This is a genomic window from Clostridioides sp. ES-S-0005-03, from assembly GCF_020658455.1.
GTDB lineage: Bacteria > Bacillota > Clostridia > Peptostreptococcales > Peptostreptococcaceae > Clostridioides.
Genome location: NZ_JACVWI010000003.1, coordinates 189,569 through 214,105, shown reverse-complemented (window position 1 = coordinate 214,105; position 24,537 = coordinate 189,569). Strand labels below are relative to the sequence as shown.

Genomic DNA, 24,537 nt, shown 5'->3' with positions numbered 1-24,537 from the left:
TATACTTTTGGTATGGAAGGAAGGTGCTTTATGAATACTCAACAATTAGAATGTTTCGTATGTGTTGCTGACAAGTTAAATTTCACAAAAGCAGCAGAAGAACTTTTTTTATCTACTCCTACAGTTACTCACCATATCAAAAATCTAGAGGAAGAATTAGGAGTGAAATTATTTATACGAAATTCAAAAATGGTTCGATTGACAGAAATGGGAAATATGTTTTACAGTGATGCCAAAGATATACTCAACAAAATAGAGGTATCACAGAAAAGGATGGCAAAAGCTACATTTCAGAACACTTCTTTTTTGCGTATTGGATGCTCTAGTCATGCTGAACTCAATAAATTACAAGGTATATTGTCAGACTTACGAATTGCCTTTCCACAGGTGTACCCTTTAATATTTATGGAGGATTATTTTAAACTTAAAAATTTATTCAATAATAAACATTTAGATATTATGCTTTCAACAAGAGAAATGATTAAAGATATGAAAGAATGCTCTTTTAAAAAATTAAAAAATACTAAAAATTATGCTATTATGTCATCACAATCCATCCTTGCCGAAAAAGATAGTCTAACTTTTGATGATTTAAAGACAAATTGCTTAATTATATTGAATCCTAAGTTTATACCATTTCAACATGGGAATATATTACAGCAAAAAATAGCCTTACATTCTCAAGACCATTTTAATATTGTATGTGAAAACGACCAAGCAAGTATACTACTTGCAAATTGTGGATATGGTATAGCAATACTACCTGAACATTGCATCCCAACAGAAAGTGATAGTTTTATTATCCGTCCAATCATTGAGGAAGCCATAATTGAGTATGGTATTGCATATCAAAAAAATGTAAAGGAAAAATATATTCGATTCTTTATAGATAATTTTACTGGTTTGTAAATAGAAAAAAGAAGAACATCAAATATAAAGGTTCTTCTCTTTCATCTTAGTATACTATTTTTTAGTGTTTTAACTATATTCAAATATATTTTTTATATAAACGTATTCTTACTAATAAATCTAATATTACATTGTATCTAATTGTATAATTATGGTATAAATTTACTTTGTTTTTATTGATTTACTGCTTTATCAATTTACTTATTTATTGTATTAATTCATCTTTATTGTCTCACTTAATATTTATTGTTCTACTTCATTTTTATCGCCTTACTATATTTATTGATAATATTCCATGTCCCATTTTCTTTTCTTAATTCAAGACTTATTTTTGAATAATACTCTCCATCTTCACTAGATTGTGTCACTATAACTTTATTTCCAGACTTATTCTTGTAGGTACGTTCTTTTATCTTATTTTTGGTATGCCCAACTACAATAGCATCTATTCCATCTACTGTAGTAGCAAGTTTTTTTATCTCGCTACTTGGATTTTTTAAATTTATATTATTACTATCTGAATGTACAACTGTGACAATTACATCTGGATTTTCTTTTTGCATAACCTTTACCCACTCATTTGCATCCTTCACTAAGTCATTAGTATATAATCTATTTGTTTTTTTAGAATTTTTTTCTGAACTCGAATCATTGGTATTTTTTTCATCTTTATCTATAGTAAGCCCCAATATTCCAACCTTTATATCACCTTCCTTAGTCTCAACTTTATGCATTATATAAGGTTTTACATAATTTTCTCCAGACTCATCATATATATTAGCTGATAAAACAGGAATTTTCATTTCCTCAAAGTTTTCTATAATAGAATCCAATGTAGACTTTTTTTCTTCAAAATCATTTTTTTCAGATAGAAGTTCATGACTACCAAGTACTACAGCATCATAGCCGAGATAAACAATAGGCCATTCGTTTATTCTTTTATGAATACCTTTTTTTGTATTATATTGCCATTCTTTAGACCATCTAGTCATTTCTTTTGTATTAGCATCAAAAAAGTCTCCAGTATCAATAAAGATTGGCTGTACAGCTCTATATCTTTCATTAAATAAACTAACTGCCATTTCATCTGAAAAATTTGAATGTAAACCAGATGTCGTAATTATATTTACTTCTTTTCCAAATACCTTTAATTCACTATGCTTATCTTTTATAAACCACTTATCATTCTTCTTATCCAACTTAAAATTAATCTTTGATACACTATCACCATGAGCTCCAGGCTGTGTCACTATCACTTCTTCACCAGATTTATTTTTAAATGTATGTTGCTCTATCTTTTCATGCGTATGACCAGCTACAATAGCATCTATTCCTTCTACTGTTGTTGCCAGCTCCTTTATTCTATTTCCTGGGTTTTTAGGATTTTTAGGCTCTTCACCTGAATGTACAATGGCAACGATTATATCTGGACTTTCTTTTTTCATGATTTTTACCCATTTTTGGGCGTCTTCCACCAAATCATTTGCATATAATTTACCTTTATATTGTGCTTGTTCTTCAAGTGCTCTAGCTTTTTTATCTTGCTCAAAGCTTTTAAATCTTGAACGTTCTCCTACTTCTTTTATAGTAAGCCCTAGTATTCCTACCTTTACATTCCCTTTTTCTGTTTTGACATCTTTCATTATGTACGGCTTTACATAGTTTTTTCCAGATTGTTCATATATATTTGCAGACACTAATGGTATGTTATTATTTTTAAAATCAGAAACTAACCTATCAAGACCTTGCTTATCATTGGAAACGAACTCATGATTTCCAAATGTAACTGCATCATATTTTAATTTTGCCATTTCTTTAGCTATAGGAACTTCTCCTTCACGTGGCTCAGCTATTTTTTTAAATTCCGGCATACCATCATTAAATCGTACTAGTTTTTGACCAGTAAACCATCCATTCATATCAATACTTTGTATGTCAAAAAAATCGCCTGCATCAACCATTAGCAAGTTTTCATCGTATTTTCTCTCTTCTTGCACATAAGAAACTAGGTTTTCTGGGACTATTGAATGTAAGTCGCTTGTACCAAGTATATTGATTTCTATATCTTTAGTACTTTCACAGCCCACTAATAATATTATTAGAAATATTATTGATGTAACTATAATAAATTTTATTTTCATAAAAGCCTCCCCCTTAATTTTTTTGATGATAATAAAATTTACTCTTATACCTTATCTTTACTATATAAGTTTGTACTGTTTATTATACTAAAAAAACTATATGTAAATTCCTTTTTAAATAAATCTACATATAGTTCTTGATATTTTTCAGTTACAAAACAAGGCTTACTCTAGTATGCTAAAATTATTCAACCTCAATTGTTTTACTAGATTTATCATTAATAACCCATGAACTCTTTTCTTTTTTCACTTTAAAAGTAATTTTAGAATAATATTTACCATGTTCACCTGGTTGTGTCACTATAACTTTACCTCTAGACTTATTCTTATAGTCATGTTCATCTATCTTTTCATGAGTATGACTAGCAACAATAGCATCAATCCCATCTACTGTAGTTGCTAGTTCTTTTACTCTATTTCCTGGATGCTTGGGATTTTTAGGCTCTTCTCCTGAATGTACAACTGCAACTATTATATCTGGATTTTCTTCTTTCATCACTTTTACCCACTTCTTTGCATCTTCTACTAAATCATTTGCATATAATTTACCTTTATATTGAAATTGCTCTTGTAAATTTACATTTTTAAGACCTTTACCTACCTCTTTTATCGTAAGACCCAATATTCCTACTTTTACATTTCCTTCATTTGTCTCCACATCTTGTATGACATATGGTTTAACATAGTTTTGTCCAGATTGTTTATATATGTTTGCTGATAATACAGAAATTGTTATCTGTTCAAAATCCTCTACAACAGCATCTAAAAGACGCTCATCTGCCCAAAATTCATCTTTCTCGGATACAAACTCATGATTGCCAAGTACTACTGCATCATACATACCTTGATTCATAGCTATTGCCATTGGGCATCTACTAATCACTGTATCAGTATTATTATCCCTTATAGCCTTCCACTCTTTATACCATTCAATCATTTCATCTGTTTGAGGGTCTAAAAAGTCTCCTGCATCTACTACAACAGGTTCAATTGGCTTACTTCGTTCATTAACAAGGCTTACTAATAATTTGTCAGAAAAATGTGAATGTAAATCTGCAGTAGCAACTATATTTATTTCTTTATCAACTATTTTTAATTTGCTAGCCTTTTTCTTTATATCCCATTTACCATTCTTCTTATCTAATTTAAAGCTAATCTCTGACACACTATCTGCATGCGAACCTGGTTGTGTAACAATTACTTCTTTCCCAGATTTATTTTTATATGTATGTTGCTTTATTTTCTTATGAGTATGACCTGCTACTATTGCATCTATTCCATCTACTGTGGTTGCTAGTTCCTTTATTCTATTTCCTGTATTATCAGAACTCTTAGATTCTTCCCCTGAATGTACAACTGCAACTACTATATCTGGATTTTCTTTCTTCATCACTTTTATCCATTTCTTTGCATCTTCTACTAAATCATTTGCATATAATTTACCTTTATACTCAGCTTGCTCTCCAAGTTCTCTTGATTTAGTTTCTTTTTCAATATCTTCAAATCCTGAACTTTTCCCCACTTCTTTTATAGTAAGACCTAGTATTCCTACTTTTACATCACCTTTATCTGTCTTAACATTTTTCATCACATATGGTTGTATGTAGTTTTTTCCAGATTGTTCATATATATTTGCTGATACTACTGGTATATTATTATTTTTAAAATCAGAAACTAATTTATCAAGACCTTGCTTATCATTTGAAATAAATTCATTATCGCCAAGTACTACAGCATCATATCTCAATGGTATCATGTCTTTAACTATAGGTACTTCATCTTGACTATTCTTAACTATGTCTTCATATTCTGCTGTACCACTCTCTCTAATATTAACTAGTTTTTTGCCAGAGGTCCATTCCCACATTTCTTTACTCTGTTCACCAAAAAAATCTCCTGCATCTACTATAAGTATATTTTCATTCTTTGCTCTTTCTTCATTTACATATGAAACTAGAGAATCTGTCACAACTGAATGCAAATCACCTGTTCCTAATATTTTTACTTCTGTATCTGATACATTAACTTTTGTATCTTCTATTTTAGTTTCTTTATTTTTAGTACTTTGACATGCCACAAGCAATCCCACTAAAAACACTATCAATACCATTATAATAAATTTTATTTTCATAAAAGCCCCCCTCATAAATTTTTAGATTATAATAAAATTTAATATCATGCTTTATTTTAAACTATAGCAGGTTATAGGATTATGAGCAACATTCATTGGACTAGTAGATTATTACCTGTAAATATATCTATAATTTAAAGATATACATTTCATTTCTTATGTCATGGTATTTAAACATACTTAATAATATATTTAAATATATTATTAAGTATGTTTAAATAGATACTTCACATAACAAACTTTTATTTAACACAGATAGCTATGATGAGATTGTAGCGATATTAAAATATATGGAGAAAATCGAGTATAAAATATTATTTGAACAGTTAAGTAACCAGAATAGTTGTAAAATTGATAAAGGGACTTGTGTATTTTTGACTGTATTACGTATATTTTATCTTATATTCAAAATATAGAAATACAAAGTAATTTTATATCCTCAGATATGATTGTTGCATATGTAAGCATCCTCAATATGCATGCTTATAGGAACTTCATTGTACCACTTCAATTTCTTATGTTAAAAGGTACAATGAAATTCTATTTTATTTATACTAACCTTATATAAGTTAGACCATTACTTCTTAGGATTTACAAGTTCATCAAGCAACATTGGAAGTAACTCGTCTATTTGTTCATCATTAAATTGGCAAGTCCCAACAGCTTTGTGACCTCCACCGCCATACTTAAGCATTAGACTACCAACATCAACATTGGAAGTTCTATTTAAAATACTATATCCTACAGCTACAGAACACCCTTTCCCACCTTTTCCATTTACAATCCAAGCAGAAATATTTTGTTCTGGATACATACTGTAAATCATGAAACGATTACCTGTATAAATTGGCTCTACTCCACGTAAATCAGAAATAATAACATCTCCTTCTGTACGTGTGTATTTAGCAACCATTTCTTTAAATTTATCTGTTTGCTCAAAATAAACTTCTATACGTTCCTTTACATCTGACAGATTTAAAATTTCTTCTGTATCTAAAGTTCTACATGCATCAATTAACTTTTCCATCAATTGATAGTTAGATATAGTAAAGTTTCTCCAACGCCCCAACCCTGTTCTTGGGTCCATAAGATAACCAATTAAAATCCATCCAGTTGGATTTTGTACCTCTTCTATAGTAAGATTTCCAGAATCAACTTTGTCTACTGCTTCTAACATTTCATTAAAATGAGAAAATTTTTCATTTCCACCATAATACTCATAAATAATTCTTGCACAAGAAGGAGCAATGCGACTTTCGCCTCTATACCTTCCTTTAAGCTCATTTCGCTCAAATTCACTAGAATGATGGTCAAACCAAAGACCACACCCTTCTACAAATGGTACATTGGCAAGACAATCATTTTCTGTTACCTCAACCAACCCATCTTGTAAATCCTTAGGATGAGCAAATTTCCAATCATCAATAATACCTGCTTCTTTTAATAATGCACCACAAACTAATCCATCAAAATCAGAACGTGTAATCAATCTCATATGTTTCAACCCCTTTGCTTTAAATATATGCCTATAGATATTGTAATTTTTTCCTTAAATATATAATATCACTTTACATGTCAGCTTGATATACATTTCAATATATACTAACAAAACTTATTTTTTGTACTATAATTTATTATCTAAAGTACAACGTTGTCTTTTACTAAGAATATAGTTATAACTTGCCTAACAACCAAAATTTGATTAAAATAAAATACTTATATTACTATGAATATACTTATATTTTGTTGTAGTCTTAAATATAACCTATATCACGTTATATCAATTCATCATATAAATTTTATAAATTAACATAAAAATATCACTTATCACTTATCACTTATCACTTATCACTTATCACTTATCACTTATGTAAAGTTTAACATGCTAAAATAAAGATAGCAATTTGATATAGAAATCAAACTGCTATCTTTATTTTAAAACTACCCTCAATATTTTATTTAATCATACTAGCTTATATATTGTTTACACTGCACTTCAACAATTTTACTTTATTCTTCTTTAGGAGGTGCAATTATTAATCCTATAGAGTGCATTTTGCGTCCTTCTCCTGATGAGTTATTTCTTAAAGGTTCTAGTATATCACCAATCTTTCTAGCTACTTCAGTTATTTCTTCTAGATTCGCATATATTGGACAGACAGAAAAAACAGAGCCATCCTTTAAAATATCTTTTTCTTCTCTTTTAGCATAATCATAAAACTCCTTCATAAATGCCATCATATATTGAGTAAACAGCTGTACATATGCTTCTGCTGAGTTTTCATTTATCATTTTTTTTGCATCATCATCAATATCTGACTTAACAGCATATACCTTTTCAACAGTTCCTCGTATTTTATTTTCTTCAACTACCTTTAGAATATTATCCTTTAACATTTTATCAAGATAACGATAAAGTGTAGCTTGTGATATATCCTTAAACTTCTCTGCTAATTGCTTTGCTGTAGTTTGCTTATTTGAATAAATCTCAAGTAACAACTTGCATTTAACTGGATTTATGAAGCAATCCATAAGTTTATCATTCATATTATACTACCTCCTCATTATTATTAATAAGATAATATTATTATATTGATAATATTTAATCAAGTTTATTAAAAATTTTATATAAACAAATAATATTCAAAAAATAAAAAAAGCCCTTGAATTATGTAAATAATTCAAGGGCTTTTTTTATCATGATTTAATACTAAGCTAATTTTGCTTTAGCAACTTCTGCTAATTTAGCAAATCCATCTGGATCTTGTATAGCCATTTCAGATAACATTTTTCTGTTAACTTCAATACCAGATAATTTTAATCCATTCATTAATCTTGAATAAGATATTCCATTCATTCTAGCTGCTGCATTTATTCTTTGTATCCAAAGTTTTCTGAAGTCTCTTTTCTTTAACTTTCTTCCTATATAAGCATTTTTTAATGCCTTCATTACGAATGTATTTGCTGGTCTATATAATTTGCTTCTAGATCCTCTGAATCCTTTTGCAAGTTTTAATATTTTTTTATGCTTCTTACGAGCGTTCATAGCTTTTTTAACTCTTGCCATCGTTATGACCTCCTTTTATATCCCTCTTCTATAGTTATTGTTTATAATCCGTATCCTATCCTAGTATGGTAATAATTGTGCTATTCTCTTAGCATCTCCATCACTTACTAGAGTTGATTTTCTTAAGTTCATCTTAGTTTTTGCAGATTTTTTAGTTAATATATGTTTTTTATAAGCTTTAGCTCTCTTTAACTTTCCTGTTCCTGTTTTCTTTAATCTCTTTGCTGCACCTCTATGAGTTTTCATTTTAGGCATGACAAATTCCTCCTCTCAGTTAATCATCTATTTTTTTGGATCTATAATTACAACCATATTATTACCCTCAAATGCAGGGGCTTTTGTTGGTTCTCCAAACTCTTTTATTATCTCTAAAAACTTTAACATAACTTCTCTACCTATATCTTTATGTCCTAGTTCTCTACCTCTAAATCTAAGTTCAACTTTGACTTTATCCCCTTTTTTAAGGAATTTTATAGCATTATTAGCTTTCGTATTTAAATCATTTTGTTCAATACCTGGTCTAAGTCTTACTTCTTTTACAACTATAGTCTTTTGTTTTTTCTTAGCTTCTTTATCTTTTCTCGCTTGCTCATATCTAAACTTTCCATAATCCATTATCTTACACACTGGTGGATTTGCATTTGGCGAGATTTGAACTAAATCTAAGTTTTTACTAGTAGCCATTGCTTGAGCTTCTTTAGTAGGCATTACTCCAAGTTGTTCACCTGTAGGTGAAAGGACTCTTATTTCCTTGTCTTTTATTTGTTCATTGATTGCTAATTCTTTGCTAATTGTAGGACACCTCCAAAATTTTTATAAAATATAAAATAAAAAGCGGATGACATAATCATCCGCAATATAAGTTACCAAATTTAAACAAGCTTAAATTACTATTAAGCTTTAACTTATATTTACCTTACTAACCATCGGCGTAAGGTGAGAAGCGGACTTCTTCTTTGTTTTATTCTTACCCTATCTACTATATCATTTTATCAAATTTTTTGCAACTATTTTTTTAAGTTTAATAAATTTTTACTAAATTAACTGCTTTTTTATTTAAACCTACATATATTTATTATAAGGTACATAGTATTTGCATTTAATTATTTCTTCCTAATACTTATTATATGCTTGTACTATTTATTTTGCTCTTATTTTTCAAAATTTAATTAAAAAAATTCAAACTTCAACTTTAAAATCTTTTATTATCCTACTACTCTATATAGTAAATACCTAAAAACACTTCTTTAGCCAATTTTATACTGAATACTTTACTTTACATCCTTTAATATCTATATTATGGTTTTTTCATCATTTCAATTTTATCTTGATTTGTCGTATTTTTTTAGTATATAAAGTTAATTTGCACATATTCATAAATGACTTTTTTCAATTAAATTTATGAATTTATTTTTATTTAGATTGCATGTATATTTTTTCCATAAAAAATAAATAATAAAAAATAGTAAATATGGAAAATATAAAATTGATTAACAATAATTAATTACCTGAGGTGTGAATATGAAAATGCTAAACAACTTTTTTAAAAAAATTAACAATCCAGTTCCTGTCTTTGCACAGACAAAAATGGAAAGAGAAAATCAAACAGATGATTCGCTTTCTACAAAACCAAAAACTACATTTAGAGATGTAGCTGGATTAGATGAAGTAAAAGAAGAACTATTTGAAATAGTTGATTTTATGAAGTCTCCACAAAAGTATCAAAAAATGGGTGCAAAAATACCTAAAGGGGTATTATTTTATGGTCCTCCAGGAACAGGAAAAACATTACTTGCATCTGCTGTAGCTGGTGAAACAAACTCATCATTTTTCAATGTTACAGGTTCTGAGTTCGTTGAAAAATACGTAGGTGTAGGAGCAAAAAGGGTAAGAACTCTATTTGAAAAAGCTAGAAAAGAAGCTCCAAGTATAATATTTATAGACGAAATAGATGCTGTAGGAGCAAAAAGACATCTTGAAAGTAACAATGAGAAAGACCAAACGTTAAACCAACTTTTAGTTGAAATGGATGGATTTAATAAAGACTCCAATGTATTAATAATAGGTGCTACCAATAGACTTGACTTATTAGATGAAGCTTTACTTAGACCAGGAAGATTTGACAGACACATTCATATAGGTGCACCAAATTATCACACTAGATTTGAAATTCTAAAGGTACATACAGATGACAAGCCTATAGACAAATCTGTAAATCTAGAACTTTTAGCTAAAAAAACTCACGGTTTCAACGGAGCCCATCTTTCAAATATAGCAAATGAAGCAGCTATATTTGCAGTTAGAGATGACAGTGAATATATTACAGCAGAACACTTCGACAAAGCACTTGAAAGAGTTATTGCAGGATTAGAATCTAAAAACTCTTCATTAGTTGAAAAAGAGAAAAAGATAGTAGCTTATCATGAGGCTGGACATGCTCTTGTAAGTGATATCGTTGGAATTTGTCCTATACAAAAAATATCTATAGTACCTAGAGGACAAGCATTAGGTTATGTTCTTCAATTACCTGATGAAGATAGATATATTTATACTAGAGATGAACTGATTGGAAAAATAAAAATATTACTTGCTGGAAAAGCATCAGAAGAATTAATATTCAATCATAAATCTACGGGAGCAAAGGATGACTTAAAGAAAGTTACTGAGATAGCTAACCAAATGGTTTGTGAGTATGGTATGAGTAACTTAGGATTTATGACTATTGATGGAAATGATAAGACTTTCTTATGTGATAAAATTCAAAAAGAAGCTAATCGTATAGTTGAAAGTTGTTATAAGGAAACTTTAGAGATGTTAAAGGATAATCTTGAAGATTTACATTCTGTTTCTAAATTCCTATTTGAAAAAGAAACTATGACTCATGAAGAATTAAAAGATTTAATAGGAAAAGAAGCTGTAAATTAATTTGATAGTATTTTAAATAATTCTTACATTAAAATTAATAATTAATCTTAAAAAGAATTTCAATATTTAAAATGTACCAAAATACTTTAAGATGATATGTCTTGAGGCTGTAGATAGATTTGTGTAAAAACAAATTTACCTACAGCCTCTTCATTAATTTTATAGCCTCTGACTACTCTATCCTTTCTTCAAAATCCTATATTTGTGATTTGTCTTTATCAGTTACATCTATAGCAATTAGATTTTTGTATATTAAAACTACACAACTTTATCCTTATGTAAATATGATAATCTCTTAATGTAAACATGACAATCTCTTATCTGATTTTAAGAATCATTTATAGATTGTCTCTTTTTATTTATATGCTTAATAATAAATGCTATCTTCCTGTAAACATAAGATTAACATTACTATGATATTGTTTTGTATATAAATACCAATAGACTAATATATAAGACACTAATAAAAAGTAAATTTTAAATGTTAAACACATAAATAATACATATAAAAAGGGGGAAATATCATGAATAAAAAATTAAATGCAAGAATTATATCTACAGGAATGGTTATGACTACACTAGTTACAGGAGTTGCTCAGGCACAAGAAACTGCTCAAGGTAATACTAATATAGAAAAGTCAGAAAAAACAACACAATCTAAAAGTAGAAAAGAAATTAAAACTAGTAGTACTACATATAGTCAACTAGCTGATTTTCTTTTACAATCAGCTAAATCATATAATTCTAATATAGATAAAAAGAAAATCCTGTCTGGATACGAAAAGAAAGAAAATCAAAAAGTTAATAGACTAGATGGTCTTATCATGATAAGTAGAGCTTTTGGAACTTTATCAGCTCCAAAAGGTCAAAATGAAAGAGTGGCAGATAAAAATGTAAGTTTTACAGATATCCCTGTTTCTGCTAAGTCTCATATAGATAACTTAATAAAGGGTGGAGTTATGGTTAACACTAAAGACAAAAAACTTCATGGTAGTGATGTTATGACTGTAGGAGAAGTTGATACTATGGTTAGACGTATCTGGGCATTTAAAGGTAGCAATCCAAAAGATGATTTTTATAATTTTGTAAATAAAAAGTCTTTGGAAGAATCAAAGCTTCCAAGTGACGAAGCAGTATCTGGTGGTTATGTTGATATTGAAAATGAGAACACAAAAAAAATTAATGCTATTATTAAAAAGATAGTAGAAGGGAATCATAAAAAAGGTAGTGAAGAGCAAAAGATTAAAGATTTCTATCTTAATATACTAGACATGAAAAGCAGAAATGAACTTGGAAATAAACCAATAAAAAAATATCTTGATGCTATAGATAAAGCAAAGAATGTAAAAGAACTTAGCGATATTCAAAAAAAATCACTTGAAGAAATAGGAACTGGTGGTTTGATTACTCTTTCTTTAATGCAAGACAATGTAGGTGAAGCAAAATATGCTTTATATATAGGAACAATAGCTGATACACATTTATTTAGCTCCTATTCAAATGATGAAGTAATAGAAAATAGTAAAACATTTTTTAAAAAACTGTTAATTTTAAGTGGAGAAAGTGAAGCACAAGCTAGTAAGCATGTTGATGAGTATATAAACTTTGTAAAAAAAGTATCTGGAGGTGAAGAAAATATTGATAAGAGGATGACTTTAAAAGAGATGGAAGAAAAAATTCCAAACTTAGAGTTGTCTAAAATGCTTACTGCTGCTGGATATACTAATCTTCCTAAAGAAATCAAGCTAATGAATCCAAAAGATTTAGAACTATTTAATAAGGCATATACTAATAATAATTTAGAAGTTTTAAAAACACTTTTTAAAATAAAACTTTCTGAAGAAAATGCGCAATTTTTAGACCAAAAATATCTAAATGTTTGGGCTGAAAATTTTAATCCTGGTGCAGATGCTTCACAAAGTAAAATAACTGAAAAAGATGCATCAGTATTAACATCAGAAAGGTTCAATTCATATCTTGGAAAATTATTTGTAGAGAAATATTTTCCTGAAAAATCAAAGAAAGATATTGAAGATATGATTAAATCTTTTGTAGAATTATATAAAGAAAGAATTAAAAAACTTGACTGGATGAGTAAATCTACCAAAAAAGAAGCTATAAAAAAACTTGATAAAATGACATTTGTAGTTGGCTATCCTGATAAATGGGAATCTGATACAGAAAATGTAGACATTAAAGGTAAAGAAAATGGTGGAAATTATTTTGATAATATAACTGCTTTTAAACTTGCACGTCTAAAAAAGGATGCTGAAGATACAGGTAAGGTAGTACCAAAAGATAGATTTAATTTAGCAACATTTACTGTAAATGCAGTGTATGGAATGTATGATAATGCAATGACTTTCCCAGCAGGTATTTTACAAGCACCTTTATATGACCCAAATGCATCAAGAGAAGAAAATCTAGGTGCAATAGGTGCAATAATAGGTCATGAAATTTCTCATGCATTTGACAACAGTGGAGCCAAATATGATTCAAGTGGGAAAGAACATGATTGGTGGACTAAGGATGATTACAGAGAATTTCAAGAACGTTGTAATGATGTAGTTAATTTCTATGATGGATGGGAAATAGCTCCAGGTGTAAAAGCAAATGGTAAGATAAGTTTAGGTGAAAATATTGCAGATATAGGTGGTGTAGGAGCAGCCTTGGGAATTTTATCAAAGATGGAAAATCCAAATTATGATAAGTTCTTCAAGAGTTATGCAAAGTCATATACTAGATTATACACAAAAGAATATGCAAAGAACTCTACAGGAGATGAGCATAGTCCAAATACTTTAAGAGTAAATCGTGTCTTATCAAATTTCGAAGAATTCTATAAAACGTATAATATAACAAAGAATGATGGTATGTATGTAGCTCCTGAGGATAGAGTAAATTTATGGGATAATCTAGACACTAATGTAAAATCTAAAAAAATGACTGGAGATGACAGATTCGAAACAGCAGTAAAAGTATCTAAAGAAGGCTGGAAAACTTCAAATACTGTAATACTTGTAAACGGTACTGATAAGCACTTAGTAGATGGATTATCGTCTACTCCACTTGCAAATACAAAAAATGCACCAATGTTACTTTCTAATGGAAATAATGTAGATAAATCAACAATGGATGAAATTAAAAGATTAAAAGCATCTAATGTAATAGTTGTAGGTGGTGAAGCTTCAATATCCAATTCAGTTGTTAACCAACTAAAAGGTGTTAATAAATCTATGAATGTAAAAAGAATAGGTGGGAAATCAAGATATGAAACGTCTTTAAATATAGCTAAAGAAATGTCTGGTAATAACAATATTGATACAATATATGTAAGTGCTGGAGATGGAGAAGCTGATGCACTCTCTATTTCATCAGTAGCAGGAAAAAATAACTCTCCTATAATACTTACACAAAAAGATGGTTTAGATAAAGATACATATGATTATATTAAATCTAAAAAAATAAAAACTTCTTACTTTATAGGTGGGGAAACTAAAATCTCTCAAAAAGCTATAGAACAAATTAATAATGTAACTTCAAATGATGTATCAAAAAATAGAATTGCTGGAAATGACAGACAAGAAACTAATGCCCGTGTTATTGAACATTTCTATAAAGATAATAGCATAAATGGGGTGATATTAGCTAAGGAAAATAATCTGATTGATGCTTTATCAGTAGGTCCATTTGCATCAAAGGAAAATATGCCAGTTGTAATAGCCACAAGTAGTTTAAATAAAGAGCAAGAAAATATATTAGATAAAAAAAACTCAGAAAAAGTATATCAAGTAGGTGGTGGCATAAAATTATCTGTACTTAATAAATTGAGACTTTTATTAAACAAATAATATAAATAAAAAAATATACTATAAATATAGGTTTACTAAATTAATCACAAGTATTCAAGAAAGTATTCTTCATTTTGAATTTGAAGAATACTTTTCTTGTTTATACAGTATTATTAGTATATCTTTAATATAATTTTATCCTAAATGGTAGAATCTCTTTTAATTAATTCAGGCTTAAGCATTTCAACTACTGGCTCACAATCATCTTCTTCTAATAAGATTTTAAGTATATTAATCGTTTTTCCAATTAATAAGTCTAATGGTTGTCTAATCGTTGTTAAACTATAACTTTTCCATGAAGCCATCTGAATATCATCATATCCCATTACTGATAAATCCTCTGGTATCTTCAATTTATACTCAAATCTTGCGGCATCCATTACACCCATAGCTATCAAATCACTTGTACAAAAAATTGCTGTTGGAGGATTTGATAATGCTAACATTCTCTTTCCAGCTTCATATCCAGAATCATAATCATAATTTGCAGATTCTTCTTTAAGATTGTGAATTCCGTTTTGTCTTAATTTAGAATAAAATCCAATTTTCTTTTCCATTTCCTCACTTGTTTCTCTTGTAAATTGAATGTATCCTATATTTTTATGTCCCCTATCAATTAGGTATTCAGCAGCCATTCCTCCACCTTCAATTGGGTCTACATAAACTGTACTTATTTTTATACCTGGTATAAAACGATTAAAAAGAATCACAGGAATATTATTTTCTTCACATGTCTCAGCCATTACCTTATTCATAGCTGAAGCTGTAATAATCACAGCTTCCACTTGAAACTGAATTACTCTTGAAATTATATTATCTATTCTTTCTTGTCTAGGAACCTTAAAAACAAGACACTGTTTACCTATTTCTTGAATCTTTTCCACGAATAAGTTAATAATTCTGTTGTAAAACGGACCTAGATTATCACCAACTATCAATCCTATAACATTTGTTTTGCCACTAATCATTCCTCTTGCAACTAAATTGGGAACATATCCAATTTCATCTGCTACACGGAAAATTTTTTCTCTTACTTCAGGTTTTACACCTTTTCCATTTGCACTACCAAATGCCCTTGAAACTGATGACTGCGATACTCCTGCTAATTTTGCAACATCTTTTGAAGTAGCCGATTTATTATAATGAACTTTCTTTTGATTCATTTAGTATTTCTCCTTAAACATCTTGTATTTCTTTTTAAACATCTTGCATTTCTTTTTAACGCCCTTTACTTCTTATTAAACATCTTGCATTTCTCATTAAAATTGTATTAAAAATAAGATTATATATTGGACAACGAAAAAAACTAACACAATTAACTCTTGTTTACCTAAAGAAAATGGCAATACAGACACTCCATCTACTTTATCTATTCCTTGTGAAATAAGTTCTTTTCTCATACCAAATACAGTATATTTTTTAATATCTTCTATATTATGATTATCCTTTAAAATGATACTAAAAATATATCCAAATATTAATGTTATTGTAGCACCTATTGCTGGATTCCACAACCAACTCACATTATATTTATTAGAAATAAAAAATCCTAAAACTAATCCTATGACAAAACCAATAGATACCCCTTTATCATGAGCTTTGTATGTAAACATAGCCAATATAAATGCACCTGTAGCTGGACCAGCAAAATATGAAATATAGTTACCAACAAGGTCAAGAATTGATTTGATGCTTCCTCCAAATCCCATAATAATAAAACATGTCATAACAATACCTATAATCATTGTTATAATCATCGTGACTTTTAATGACGATTCCTCATTATCTTTTTTAAAATAAAACTCATAAATATCCTTTGTAAAAACAGTTGTCATACTATTTAATATAGAGTCAATACTAGACATAGCCGCTGCAAATACACCAGCAATAATAATTCCAATTGCCCCTACTGGAAGTTCATTCAAAATAAAAGTAATCATTATTTCATTTGAAGTTTCAAATGTTCTTCCCTTATAATAAACAAATAAAATCACTCCTACTAATAACATAAAATAGTAAGCTAAATTCATAACAAATGCACTAACTACAAAAGAATTTTTGGCTCCTTTTAAAGATTTAGATGTCAAAACTCTTTGAACTTGAGATTGGTCAAAGCAAAAATATCTTATCCACATTACAGTTCCGCCAATCAGAGTAGCCCAAAAAGTATTTGTAATTGAAACATCCATATTAAAATCAAATGTATTTAATTTACCACTCTGTTGTGCAATTTGCAATGTATCAAAAAAGCCAAGATTCATTCCTTTTAGTGCTGTCATACTTACTATAAATACAGCACCTATTACTACTAACATTTGAATACTATCAGTCCATATAACTGCTTTAATTCCCCCTAGTAGTGTATATATAATTGCTACACATACAACTATTGGAACCAAAATATAAAGTGACCAACCAGTGATTATTTGAATAATAAGTACTGGTATATACACCATAGAACTCGCTTGAATCAATGAATTGATAAAAAATTGAATAATAGTTAAGCCCCTTGAATAATTGCCTAAACGAAGTCCCATATATTCATATACAGATGTTATTTTTAATCTATAAATAACTGGGGTGGTAATGCTCAGTGCAAAAAATATTGCTAAAGGGACTGTAATGTTAACCATTACTGGATACATTCCATCCATATATGCCCATCCAGGCCCCCCTATAAATCCATTAGCACTAATCATAGTAGCAGCAACTGACAAAGCTATTGGAATCCATGGCATTGACCTACCTGCTAAGAAATAATCTTCTTGATTTTTATTATCTTTTCCTGAATAATAACCAATAACCAACATTAACAGCAAATATCCTACTATAATACACACATCGATTACTGAAATCATAAGCCACCCCTTTCTAACCAACAAAATAGTTCTTAGAATTCTACTCTTTCTTGTTTAATGTTTCTGGTAAGAACAGCCATACAATAGCACCTGCTACAAATACTGCTGTTGATATATAAAAAATAGTTGTCATACCTAAAGCACCAGAAGCTGTACCAGCTATTGCAGGAATTGCAAATGTAGATATAATTCTTCCTCCATTAAATGACATTCCAGAGGACAATGAACGATATTTACTTGGGAATAACTCTGTATAGTATGCTCCCCATGCTCCAGAATACCCAACAGCAATTCCTAATAATACTGATATCATATAAAATGCTGTTGTATTATTTCCTCCTAGTTTTGTATATATAAATACAAATACTGCTGCTAATGCCATCCCTATAAAAGGTACTTTTCTTCCAAATTTATCTGCTATTGAACCCCAAAATAAATATCCTACTAATTGCCCAATTCCTTGTAAACTATATATAGAACCTGCTACTGCTGCTGTCATTCCTATCCCTGTTACCAAATATGTAGTTGCATTGTTTGAAAATGCTGAGTATGCTGTGAAGTTAGCACCTGATAAAATAATTGTTCCTAGTCCAATCCACAAATATTTCCCCTTATACATACTTACATAGCTAATTTTTTCACCTGTTTCTTTTCCTTTTTTAACTAATTCTCTTGTATACTCTGAATCATCTGGTACAAAGAAAAATGCCAAAATAGCTCCAACTATAGGTGGTATAATCGCAGTATACATTAATATTTGCCAATTTGCATCACCTAAAAATCCATACACTTTCCCACCAAAAATCATAGCTAGTGAAAATAATGCAGTTAATACAGCAGCTAACTTACCACGATATTTGCTTGGAAACATATCTGCAACTAGAGGCATAGCTGTTCCAAATACACCACCCAATACTACCCCTGTGCATAAACGTGCAATTTTCCACAATATAATATTTGTAGGAGATAACATTGGAATAAAAGTCGTCAACCCAATTAATAAAGCTACACTAATTAAAGTTTTCTTTTTACCAAGCTTTGTAGAAATTACTCCAAAAATGAATGTACCTGGAATTGTACCAAAGGACATGACAGCAAATATTTCTTCTGTCTGTTTTAATGAAAACCCAAATCCACCTTCTGCCAAAGTATAAATCATTGTTGGTTTAATAAAGGTACCTACCATAAAGTTATAGCAATAGAAAAAGTATATTAAAGCAATCGAAAAAAATGCAATTCCCCTTTTTAGATTTGAATAATCTTTTCCTAGTATAATATCATTTTCTATCACATCTGTTGTTTTCATATTATTCATAATTACCCCTCCCTTACTATTAAGCATACTATTGCTAAAACTTTAAATTTTTACTTTTCATACATATTTCTTGCTTAAATTATATAACAAGAATACTTATTATATAATTTCTAAAAATATTTATACTCTAAACTATCTTACTCTTCTACACCCATGTACATCTGCTTCAAAACATCCATACCATCAAAAGTCATCCATTCTTCCTTTACCTTACCTTGTAGTACATGATAATGATTAATTCCCATTACCTCTACATGCTTACCAGAAGGTTGTCCAAAAAATCCAATGCCTTCATTTATTCCACGTAGTCTCCATCTCACAGATACATCATATCCTTCATTTTTTTCCTTTTGATTACAAGTTACTCTTTCTACTTCATAACTGCCATTTGGAATTGAAGCAAGTAAACTTACAATCATTCCTTGAATCTCATCATACCCATTTAAATCTTTATCACATATGAAATGTACTACTGCATTATCGTGATAGTACTTTTTAACTTCATTTATATATTTATAATTGTAAATACGACTTGTCATCTCAAGCATCATTTCACCAACAGAATCATCTTTAGCTTGATACTTTGCTGGCATAAATTGACCATCCATAGACTCACAAATACCATAAGTTGATTGTAAACTCAATACTTTAGATGCACTTGCCTTTGCCATATTTTTTGCCACTTCTTGAGGATTTAACCCTAACTGAGTAACAATCCATAGATTATCTCTAACTAGCCATTCTTCATGGATTCTATTATTCGTAGTAGCACAATCAATTACAGTTCTAAAATTTATCTTTTTTCCAGTTGCTGGAGCAAAATTACTGTCACCTAAATTAGTTGCCGTAGACAAAACACGATGAGAAGACAAAAAACCATCAGCACCAAAATTAGACCATATTACATTTTGACCAATCAGCCTTCTATCTGGAAACGCATGTAAAGTTTGAAGAGTATTCGAAATAACATCTTTTATACCAACTAAATTAGAAGAACCACAGTGCATTGTTACATTATTGTGATATGTATCATAAATAACTCCAATACCTTTTTCTTCCCAAATATTATGTGTAATTTTCATAATATAGTCTACAAAATCTCTATATTTGGAATCAAATCCAAGTAACTTCTGCTCCCTTTTTGTTTGATTTGAAAAATCATTATAATCCATTACTCCAACAGGTGTTACTTCTAGTGAATCTCCATAGTAAATTTTTGTAGACTCCATATTTGTTTCTCCCTTCAATGTAATTTCTTCAGCTTTTTTAATAGTATTATTCTCATTGATTTTATCTATATTAGCTTTATTTACTTCAACATTATTAGCTTTATCTACTTCAACATTACTTAATTTAATCTCATTTATATCAACTTCTTTTGCTTTTTCTTTATCTTTTTCTCTTACATCATTTTTATCAATATACTTCAATTTACATTATCCCCTTTCTTGAATACGTATTCAAAATTAATTATTAAAAATTAAACATTAAAAATACTTTTAGTTCTTTCAAGAATATCAAGACCTTGTTGTTTTAACCAGTATGGAATATCAATCAACACCCAATTTTCTTTAAGTTTATCTCCTTTACGATAGTAAACATCAACGACTTGCATATCTGCCTTAACCTCTCCACCTGGCAATCCTAAAAATCCTCCACATGGGATATTGCTTAAGTTAGGCCATCCAAAGAAACAAGCAAAATTACCTTCTGCGAATCTACATACATGTCCATTAAAAGTCTTTCCTTTTAAATTATTTCTAAATGGCAATTGATGTTGTTCTTGATATCTAGGTATAGTATAAGAAGCTCCAATCCCCCCTGGTCCATACCAAATCATATCTTTAGCCCATGATTTTTCAAGTATCTCTGGTGGGCATCCCATAGAACCACTGTCATTTAGTTCAGACAAATCATCTACCATTTTATTGACTAATGCTAAAGTCTTAACCCCCTCTACTTCATCTGCATCTTCAAAAAGTAATCCATTATGGTCAATTGGTCCTGGATATACAAAATATGAACCTGTTTGTGGTGGCAATGGATTGACACCTGCCTGAATCATAAATCCAATTATATCTACAAATAATCCAGTTTTGGAAATTCTACCATCCTTCACACAGTTAAATTCCGCATATCTTAAGCTAATCATCTTGCGAGTATGCTTAATCCCAAGCCAATCATTATCAAAAAGTCCCATAAAATGACCCATACTCATTACCCACTCACTGTTATCAATTTCATTAGTACCTGCAATGAAGATATCTTGTCGTCTTTGCATATTACTCAATGAATGCTTTAAAGGCTTCCAAAATATATCTGCTACATTTTCAACTCCTTTTTGTTCACGAAATGGATATACGCCTCTCCAGTCATAATCTGACTTCATGTGCTGTTTTAAAATTTTTTTAATTTCATCTCCATTGGCATTTTCTAATGCTTCAAAGTAATTTCTTACAACTCTTTTTGATTCTTGATATTTTCCCATGATTATATCCTCCCAAATTTATAAAGTATAATCTAACTTTATTGACTTGTCATTGCATACGTTTTCTTTTTTACAACCTTTTTATCTATTTTTAGGCTATTTTATGAATACATATGCATTTTTCTAAATATTAACATATATCTAAAAAATTGTAAAGAAAATGTTATCATAAAAATGTAAATTGTAACTTATATCTACTCAAATTTATATGTTTTTAATCATTCCTAATAAAACTAATCTTTATCTCCCATATTTATTGAAATACTTGCACCAATAAACAACTATAAAAAAATAAAGGTGACAGTCTTTTTAAAGCTATCACCTTTTTGATTTAGTCAATAATATGTTTTTATTTGTATTCTGATATTTATTTTTTAACCTTTAATTTAATTGTTTATTTATTGAATTTCTAACCCTATTTTTTATCAGTATCTTTTTTTTCACCTTTAATTTCTTCTTTAGTATTATTTTTCTTAACCTCTTCTACTTGTTCATCAGTTGCTGTTTTAGATTCATAAATTTTTTCATATTCTTTTATATTATTTTTCTCAGTATCTGATTTATTTTCAGACACTATTTTTTCATCTACATTTTGGTTTTCAAATCTTCCACATTTCTGATATTCATTGTTTTCTTGATAATTTTTAGCATCAAATTCTTCATTTTCTTTAAATTCTCTGTAAGTTCTTTCATGACCACTTGGTGCAAATCCTTCATGACCTCTACATTCTCTATTGCCATGACCTCCTTCGTATCCTCTTGGCACAAATTCTTCATGACCTCTATATTCTCTATTGCCATGACCTCCTTCGTATCCTCTTGACGCAAATCCTTCATGACCTCTATATTCTCTATTGCCATGACCTCCTTCGTATCCTCTTGGTGCAAATCCTTCATGACACATCATTTCAAATATTTTGCACCCTTCACATACATGATTCCATGGATGTCTATGAGGACCTCCATATCCCACTTGAGCATGATGTTGTGAATATTTACTATCTTCTCCATGATGTTCTTGGTGTTTATGATGTCCTCTCATTTCAAAATCTCCATATCCTCTAAATCCTTCTCTTTTATCTTTGTAATAATTCATATTAACTCCTCCTAATTAACTCGATTTTTTCTATTAATTTATTTTTTCAGTTTTATTAAGGTACCTTATCTATTTTTAATTATAAAGGTACCTTATAATTTTGTCAACACTATTTTTAAGGTACCTTTGTATTTTCTTCAATTTCTTTTATTTTCTATTTTCAAAATGAAAAAAATTAGGGATACTCCTACTAATAAAATAATTATTTAAAAAAAGTGAACCATTTATAGTAAAATTTTATCTAATAAGTGTAAGGCAAAAAAGTAGCGCTACGATTTGCATAGAAAGGTAGGAGTACAATTGGATAAAACTACATTTATTAATAATATTCTTGAGTCAGAACAGACTTTGTATCGCATATCTAAGTCTATTTTAGGAAATGACCAAGATTGTGAGGATGCTGTCAACAATGCTATTTTAAAGGCATATGAAAAGTTAGACTCACTGAAAGAACAACAATATTTTAAGACTTGGTTGATTAGAATAGTCATAAATGAATGTAATTCATTAAGACGTAAACAGTTTAATCTTCTACCCTTTGAAGAAATTCTCAAGAACAAAAAAGTAGAAGAAGATGATGATTACAGTGATTTATATATTGCTATTCAAGGTTTATCTAAAAAAATTAAGATTCCAATAGTTCTTTATTATATCGAGGGATATTCAATAGATGAGATTAAAGAAATATTAGATATACCTCAAGGAACTGTAAAAAGCAGATTATCAAGAGGTAGAAAATTATTAAAAACTAAATTAGAAAATGTGGAGGTAATGTATGAACAAAAACAAATTAAATAATTCATTTCCGAAAGCTCCAGAAAGCTTTCATAATAGATTAAATAAAACATTAAATAGTCTACCAGAAAGAGGGGAAAATTATAAAATGATTAATAATAAAAAACATAAATTACCATTTAATTTATCATTCAAAAAAGGATTAATTGCAACTTTTGCTGTTACTCTACTTTTGGGTACAACAGTTCTTGCTACAGGAGAGATATCTAGTATAATTGGAAAATCAAGTGCTAGAGCTACCTATACATCTATCCCAACTACAGAACAAGTAAAAAAAGACTTTAAATTTGCCCCTAATATTGTTTCTGAATTTAGTAATGGATATAAATTTAAAGGAGCTTATACTATAAATGAAAAAGGACTTGATAAGGAAGATAACATTTTAGGCGAATTAAAAGCACTTGATTTTACCTATGAAAATGGTAATGATGAAATATCTCTTAAAACATCAAATAATGTACTTGGAAAAGATTCTGAGAATATAAAAATTGTAGATACATACAAAGATGTAAATATTTCTTATGAGGAATTCAAGCAAAAGTATGTACCAGAAGGTTATAAAATGACAGAACAGGATAAACTTGATGAAAAATCAGGTAAATATGTATTTAGTGAGTGGTCAGGTGATGTGGAAGTTAATGAATATAAATATTTGAGCTGGAAACAAAATGGAGTTTATTACTCATTTATAGTTCAGGACTCAGATTTATCTATGAATAATTTAGTAGAGATGGCTCATGAAGTAATAGATACAAAATAAAGATAAGTAACATAAAACATATCTAACAATTGAATTATTTATGAGTCTATTATTTGTGACTTTAATTTATTTATTAGTAAACATAACCATCTCTTTTATATTAATATTTTTTTTAGAATTTATATATCAGATTTTAACTATTTAACTGCTATACAAATTCTAACTAAATAATACTACTAAAAAAGCCCTTAAAAACCATCT

18 protein-coding genes and 1 other annotated feature are annotated in these 24,537 nt (G+C 29.1%); of the genes, 5 read left to right on the top strand and 13 right to left on the bottom strand.

The window, feature by feature from the left end:
- Positions 1-30 precede the first annotated feature (30 nt).
- On the top strand, positions 31-909 hold the full coding sequence (locus IC218_RS13720; RefSeq protein ID WP_227824706.1) for a LysR family transcriptional regulator: 879 nt from the start codon (positions 31-33) through the stop codon (positions 907-909).
- 251 nt (positions 910-1,160) lie between these two features.
- On the opposite strand, the gene IC218_RS13715 is transcribed toward IC218_RS13720, so the two are convergent.
- The 7 genes from IC218_RS13715 to infC form a co-directional block, all read right to left on the bottom strand.
- Positions 1,161-3,050, bottom strand: a complete 1,890-nt coding sequence (locus IC218_RS13715) for a metallophosphoesterase (RefSeq protein WP_227824705.1) — start codon at positions 3,048-3,050, stop codon at positions 1,161-1,163.
- A 184-nt stretch (positions 3,051-3,234) separates the two neighbouring features.
- Entirely contained in the window at positions 3,235-5,181 is a 1,947-nt protein-coding gene (locus IC218_RS13710; protein WP_227824704.1) for a metallophosphoesterase, read from the bottom strand.
- Between the two features lie 577 nt (positions 5,182-5,758).
- Positions 5,759-6,676, bottom strand: coding sequence for an exopolyphosphatase (locus IC218_RS13705; RefSeq protein WP_227824703.1), 918 nt, complete (start codon positions 6,674-6,676; stop codon positions 5,759-5,761).
- Between the two features lie 515 nt (positions 6,677-7,191).
- A complete protein-coding gene (locus tag IC218_RS13700; RefSeq protein WP_227824702.1) occupies positions 7,192-7,728 on the bottom strand; it encodes a helix-turn-helix domain-containing protein in 537 nt (178 codons plus the stop codon).
- Between the two features lie 163 nt (positions 7,729-7,891).
- Positions 7,892-8,248, bottom strand: a complete 357-nt coding sequence (gene rplT, locus IC218_RS13695) for a 50S ribosomal protein L20 (protein ID WP_227433488.1) — start codon at positions 8,246-8,248, stop codon at positions 7,892-7,894.
- A gap of 60 nt (positions 8,249-8,308) precedes the next feature.
- Positions 8,309-8,503: a 50S ribosomal protein L35 gene (gene rpmI, locus IC218_RS13690; protein WP_003418222.1), complete on the bottom strand. Its 195-nt coding sequence runs from the start codon at positions 8,501-8,503 to the stop codon at positions 8,309-8,311.
- A gap of 27 nt (positions 8,504-8,530) precedes the next feature.
- A complete protein-coding gene (gene infC, locus IC218_RS13685; protein ID WP_227433661.1) occupies positions 8,531-9,040 on the bottom strand; it encodes a translation initiation factor IF-3 in 510 nt (169 codons plus the stop codon).
- Between the two features lie 28 nt (positions 9,041-9,068).
- Positions 9,069-9,211: a sequence feature (ribosomal protein L20 leader region), on the bottom strand.
- A 558-nt stretch (positions 9,212-9,769) separates the two neighbouring features.
- On the opposite strand from infC, the gene IC218_RS13680 reads away from it, so the two are divergent.
- A complete protein-coding gene (locus tag IC218_RS13680; RefSeq protein WP_227433489.1) occupies positions 9,770-11,173 on the top strand; it encodes an ATP-dependent metallopeptidase FtsH/Yme1/Tma family protein in 1,404 nt (467 codons plus the stop codon).
- A gap of 524 nt (positions 11,174-11,697) precedes the next feature.
- Entirely contained in the window at positions 11,698-15,024 is a 3,327-nt protein-coding gene (locus IC218_RS13675) for a cell wall-binding repeat-containing protein (protein WP_227824701.1), read from the top strand.
- 140 nt (positions 15,025-15,164) lie between these two features.
- Here IC218_RS13675 and IC218_RS13670 read toward each other — a convergent pair whose 3' ends face one another.
- From IC218_RS13670 to IC218_RS13645, 6 genes are all read right to left on the bottom strand, one after another.
- Entirely contained in the window at positions 15,165-16,187 is a 1,023-nt protein-coding gene (locus tag IC218_RS13670) for a LacI family DNA-binding transcriptional regulator (RefSeq protein WP_227483025.1), read from the bottom strand.
- A gap of 96 nt (positions 16,188-16,283) precedes the next feature.
- The gene (locus IC218_RS13665; protein WP_227824700.1) at positions 16,284-17,882 is read right to left on the bottom strand and encodes a sodium:solute symporter; all 1,599 of its coding nucleotides are present in this window, start codon (positions 17,880-17,882) and stop codon (positions 16,284-16,286) included.
- A gap of 40 nt (positions 17,883-17,922) precedes the next feature.
- Positions 17,923-19,197 carry an MFS transporter gene (locus IC218_RS13660; RefSeq protein ID WP_227483026.1) on the bottom strand — a complete coding sequence of 425 codons (1,275 nt, stop codon included), beginning with the start codon at positions 19,195-19,197 and terminating at the stop codon, positions 17,923-17,925.
- Positions 19,198-19,334: 137 nt separating this feature from the next.
- Positions 19,335-20,627: an ester cyclase gene (locus tag IC218_RS13655; protein WP_255616423.1), complete on the bottom strand. Its 1,293-nt coding sequence runs from the start codon at positions 20,625-20,627 to the stop codon at positions 19,335-19,337.
- Between the two features lie 50 nt (positions 20,628-20,677).
- Entirely contained in the window at positions 20,678-21,685 is a 1,008-nt protein-coding gene (locus IC218_RS13650; RefSeq protein ID WP_227483027.1) for a nuclear transport factor 2 family protein, read from the bottom strand.
- 415 nt (positions 21,686-22,100) lie between these two features.
- The gene (locus IC218_RS13645; RefSeq protein ID WP_227824699.1) at positions 22,101-22,781 is read right to left on the bottom strand and encodes a hypothetical protein; all 681 of its coding nucleotides are present in this window, start codon (positions 22,779-22,781) and stop codon (positions 22,101-22,103) included.
- Between the two features lie 300 nt (positions 22,782-23,081).
- On the opposite strand from IC218_RS13645, the gene IC218_RS13640 reads away from it, so the two are divergent.
- Together IC218_RS13640 and IC218_RS13635 are read left to right on the top strand one after the other, a co-directional pair.
- Positions 23,082-23,579, top strand: a complete 498-nt coding sequence (locus IC218_RS13640; RefSeq protein WP_227433496.1) for an RNA polymerase sigma factor — start codon at positions 23,082-23,084, stop codon at positions 23,577-23,579.
- Positions 23,557-24,336 carry a hypothetical protein gene (locus IC218_RS13635; protein ID WP_227824698.1) on the top strand — a complete coding sequence of 260 codons (780 nt, stop codon included), beginning with the start codon at positions 23,557-23,559 and terminating at the stop codon, positions 24,334-24,336. Before IC218_RS13640 ends, IC218_RS13635 begins: the two co-directional genes overlap by 23 nt.
- The last annotated feature ends 201 nt before the right edge of the window (positions 24,337-24,537 follow it).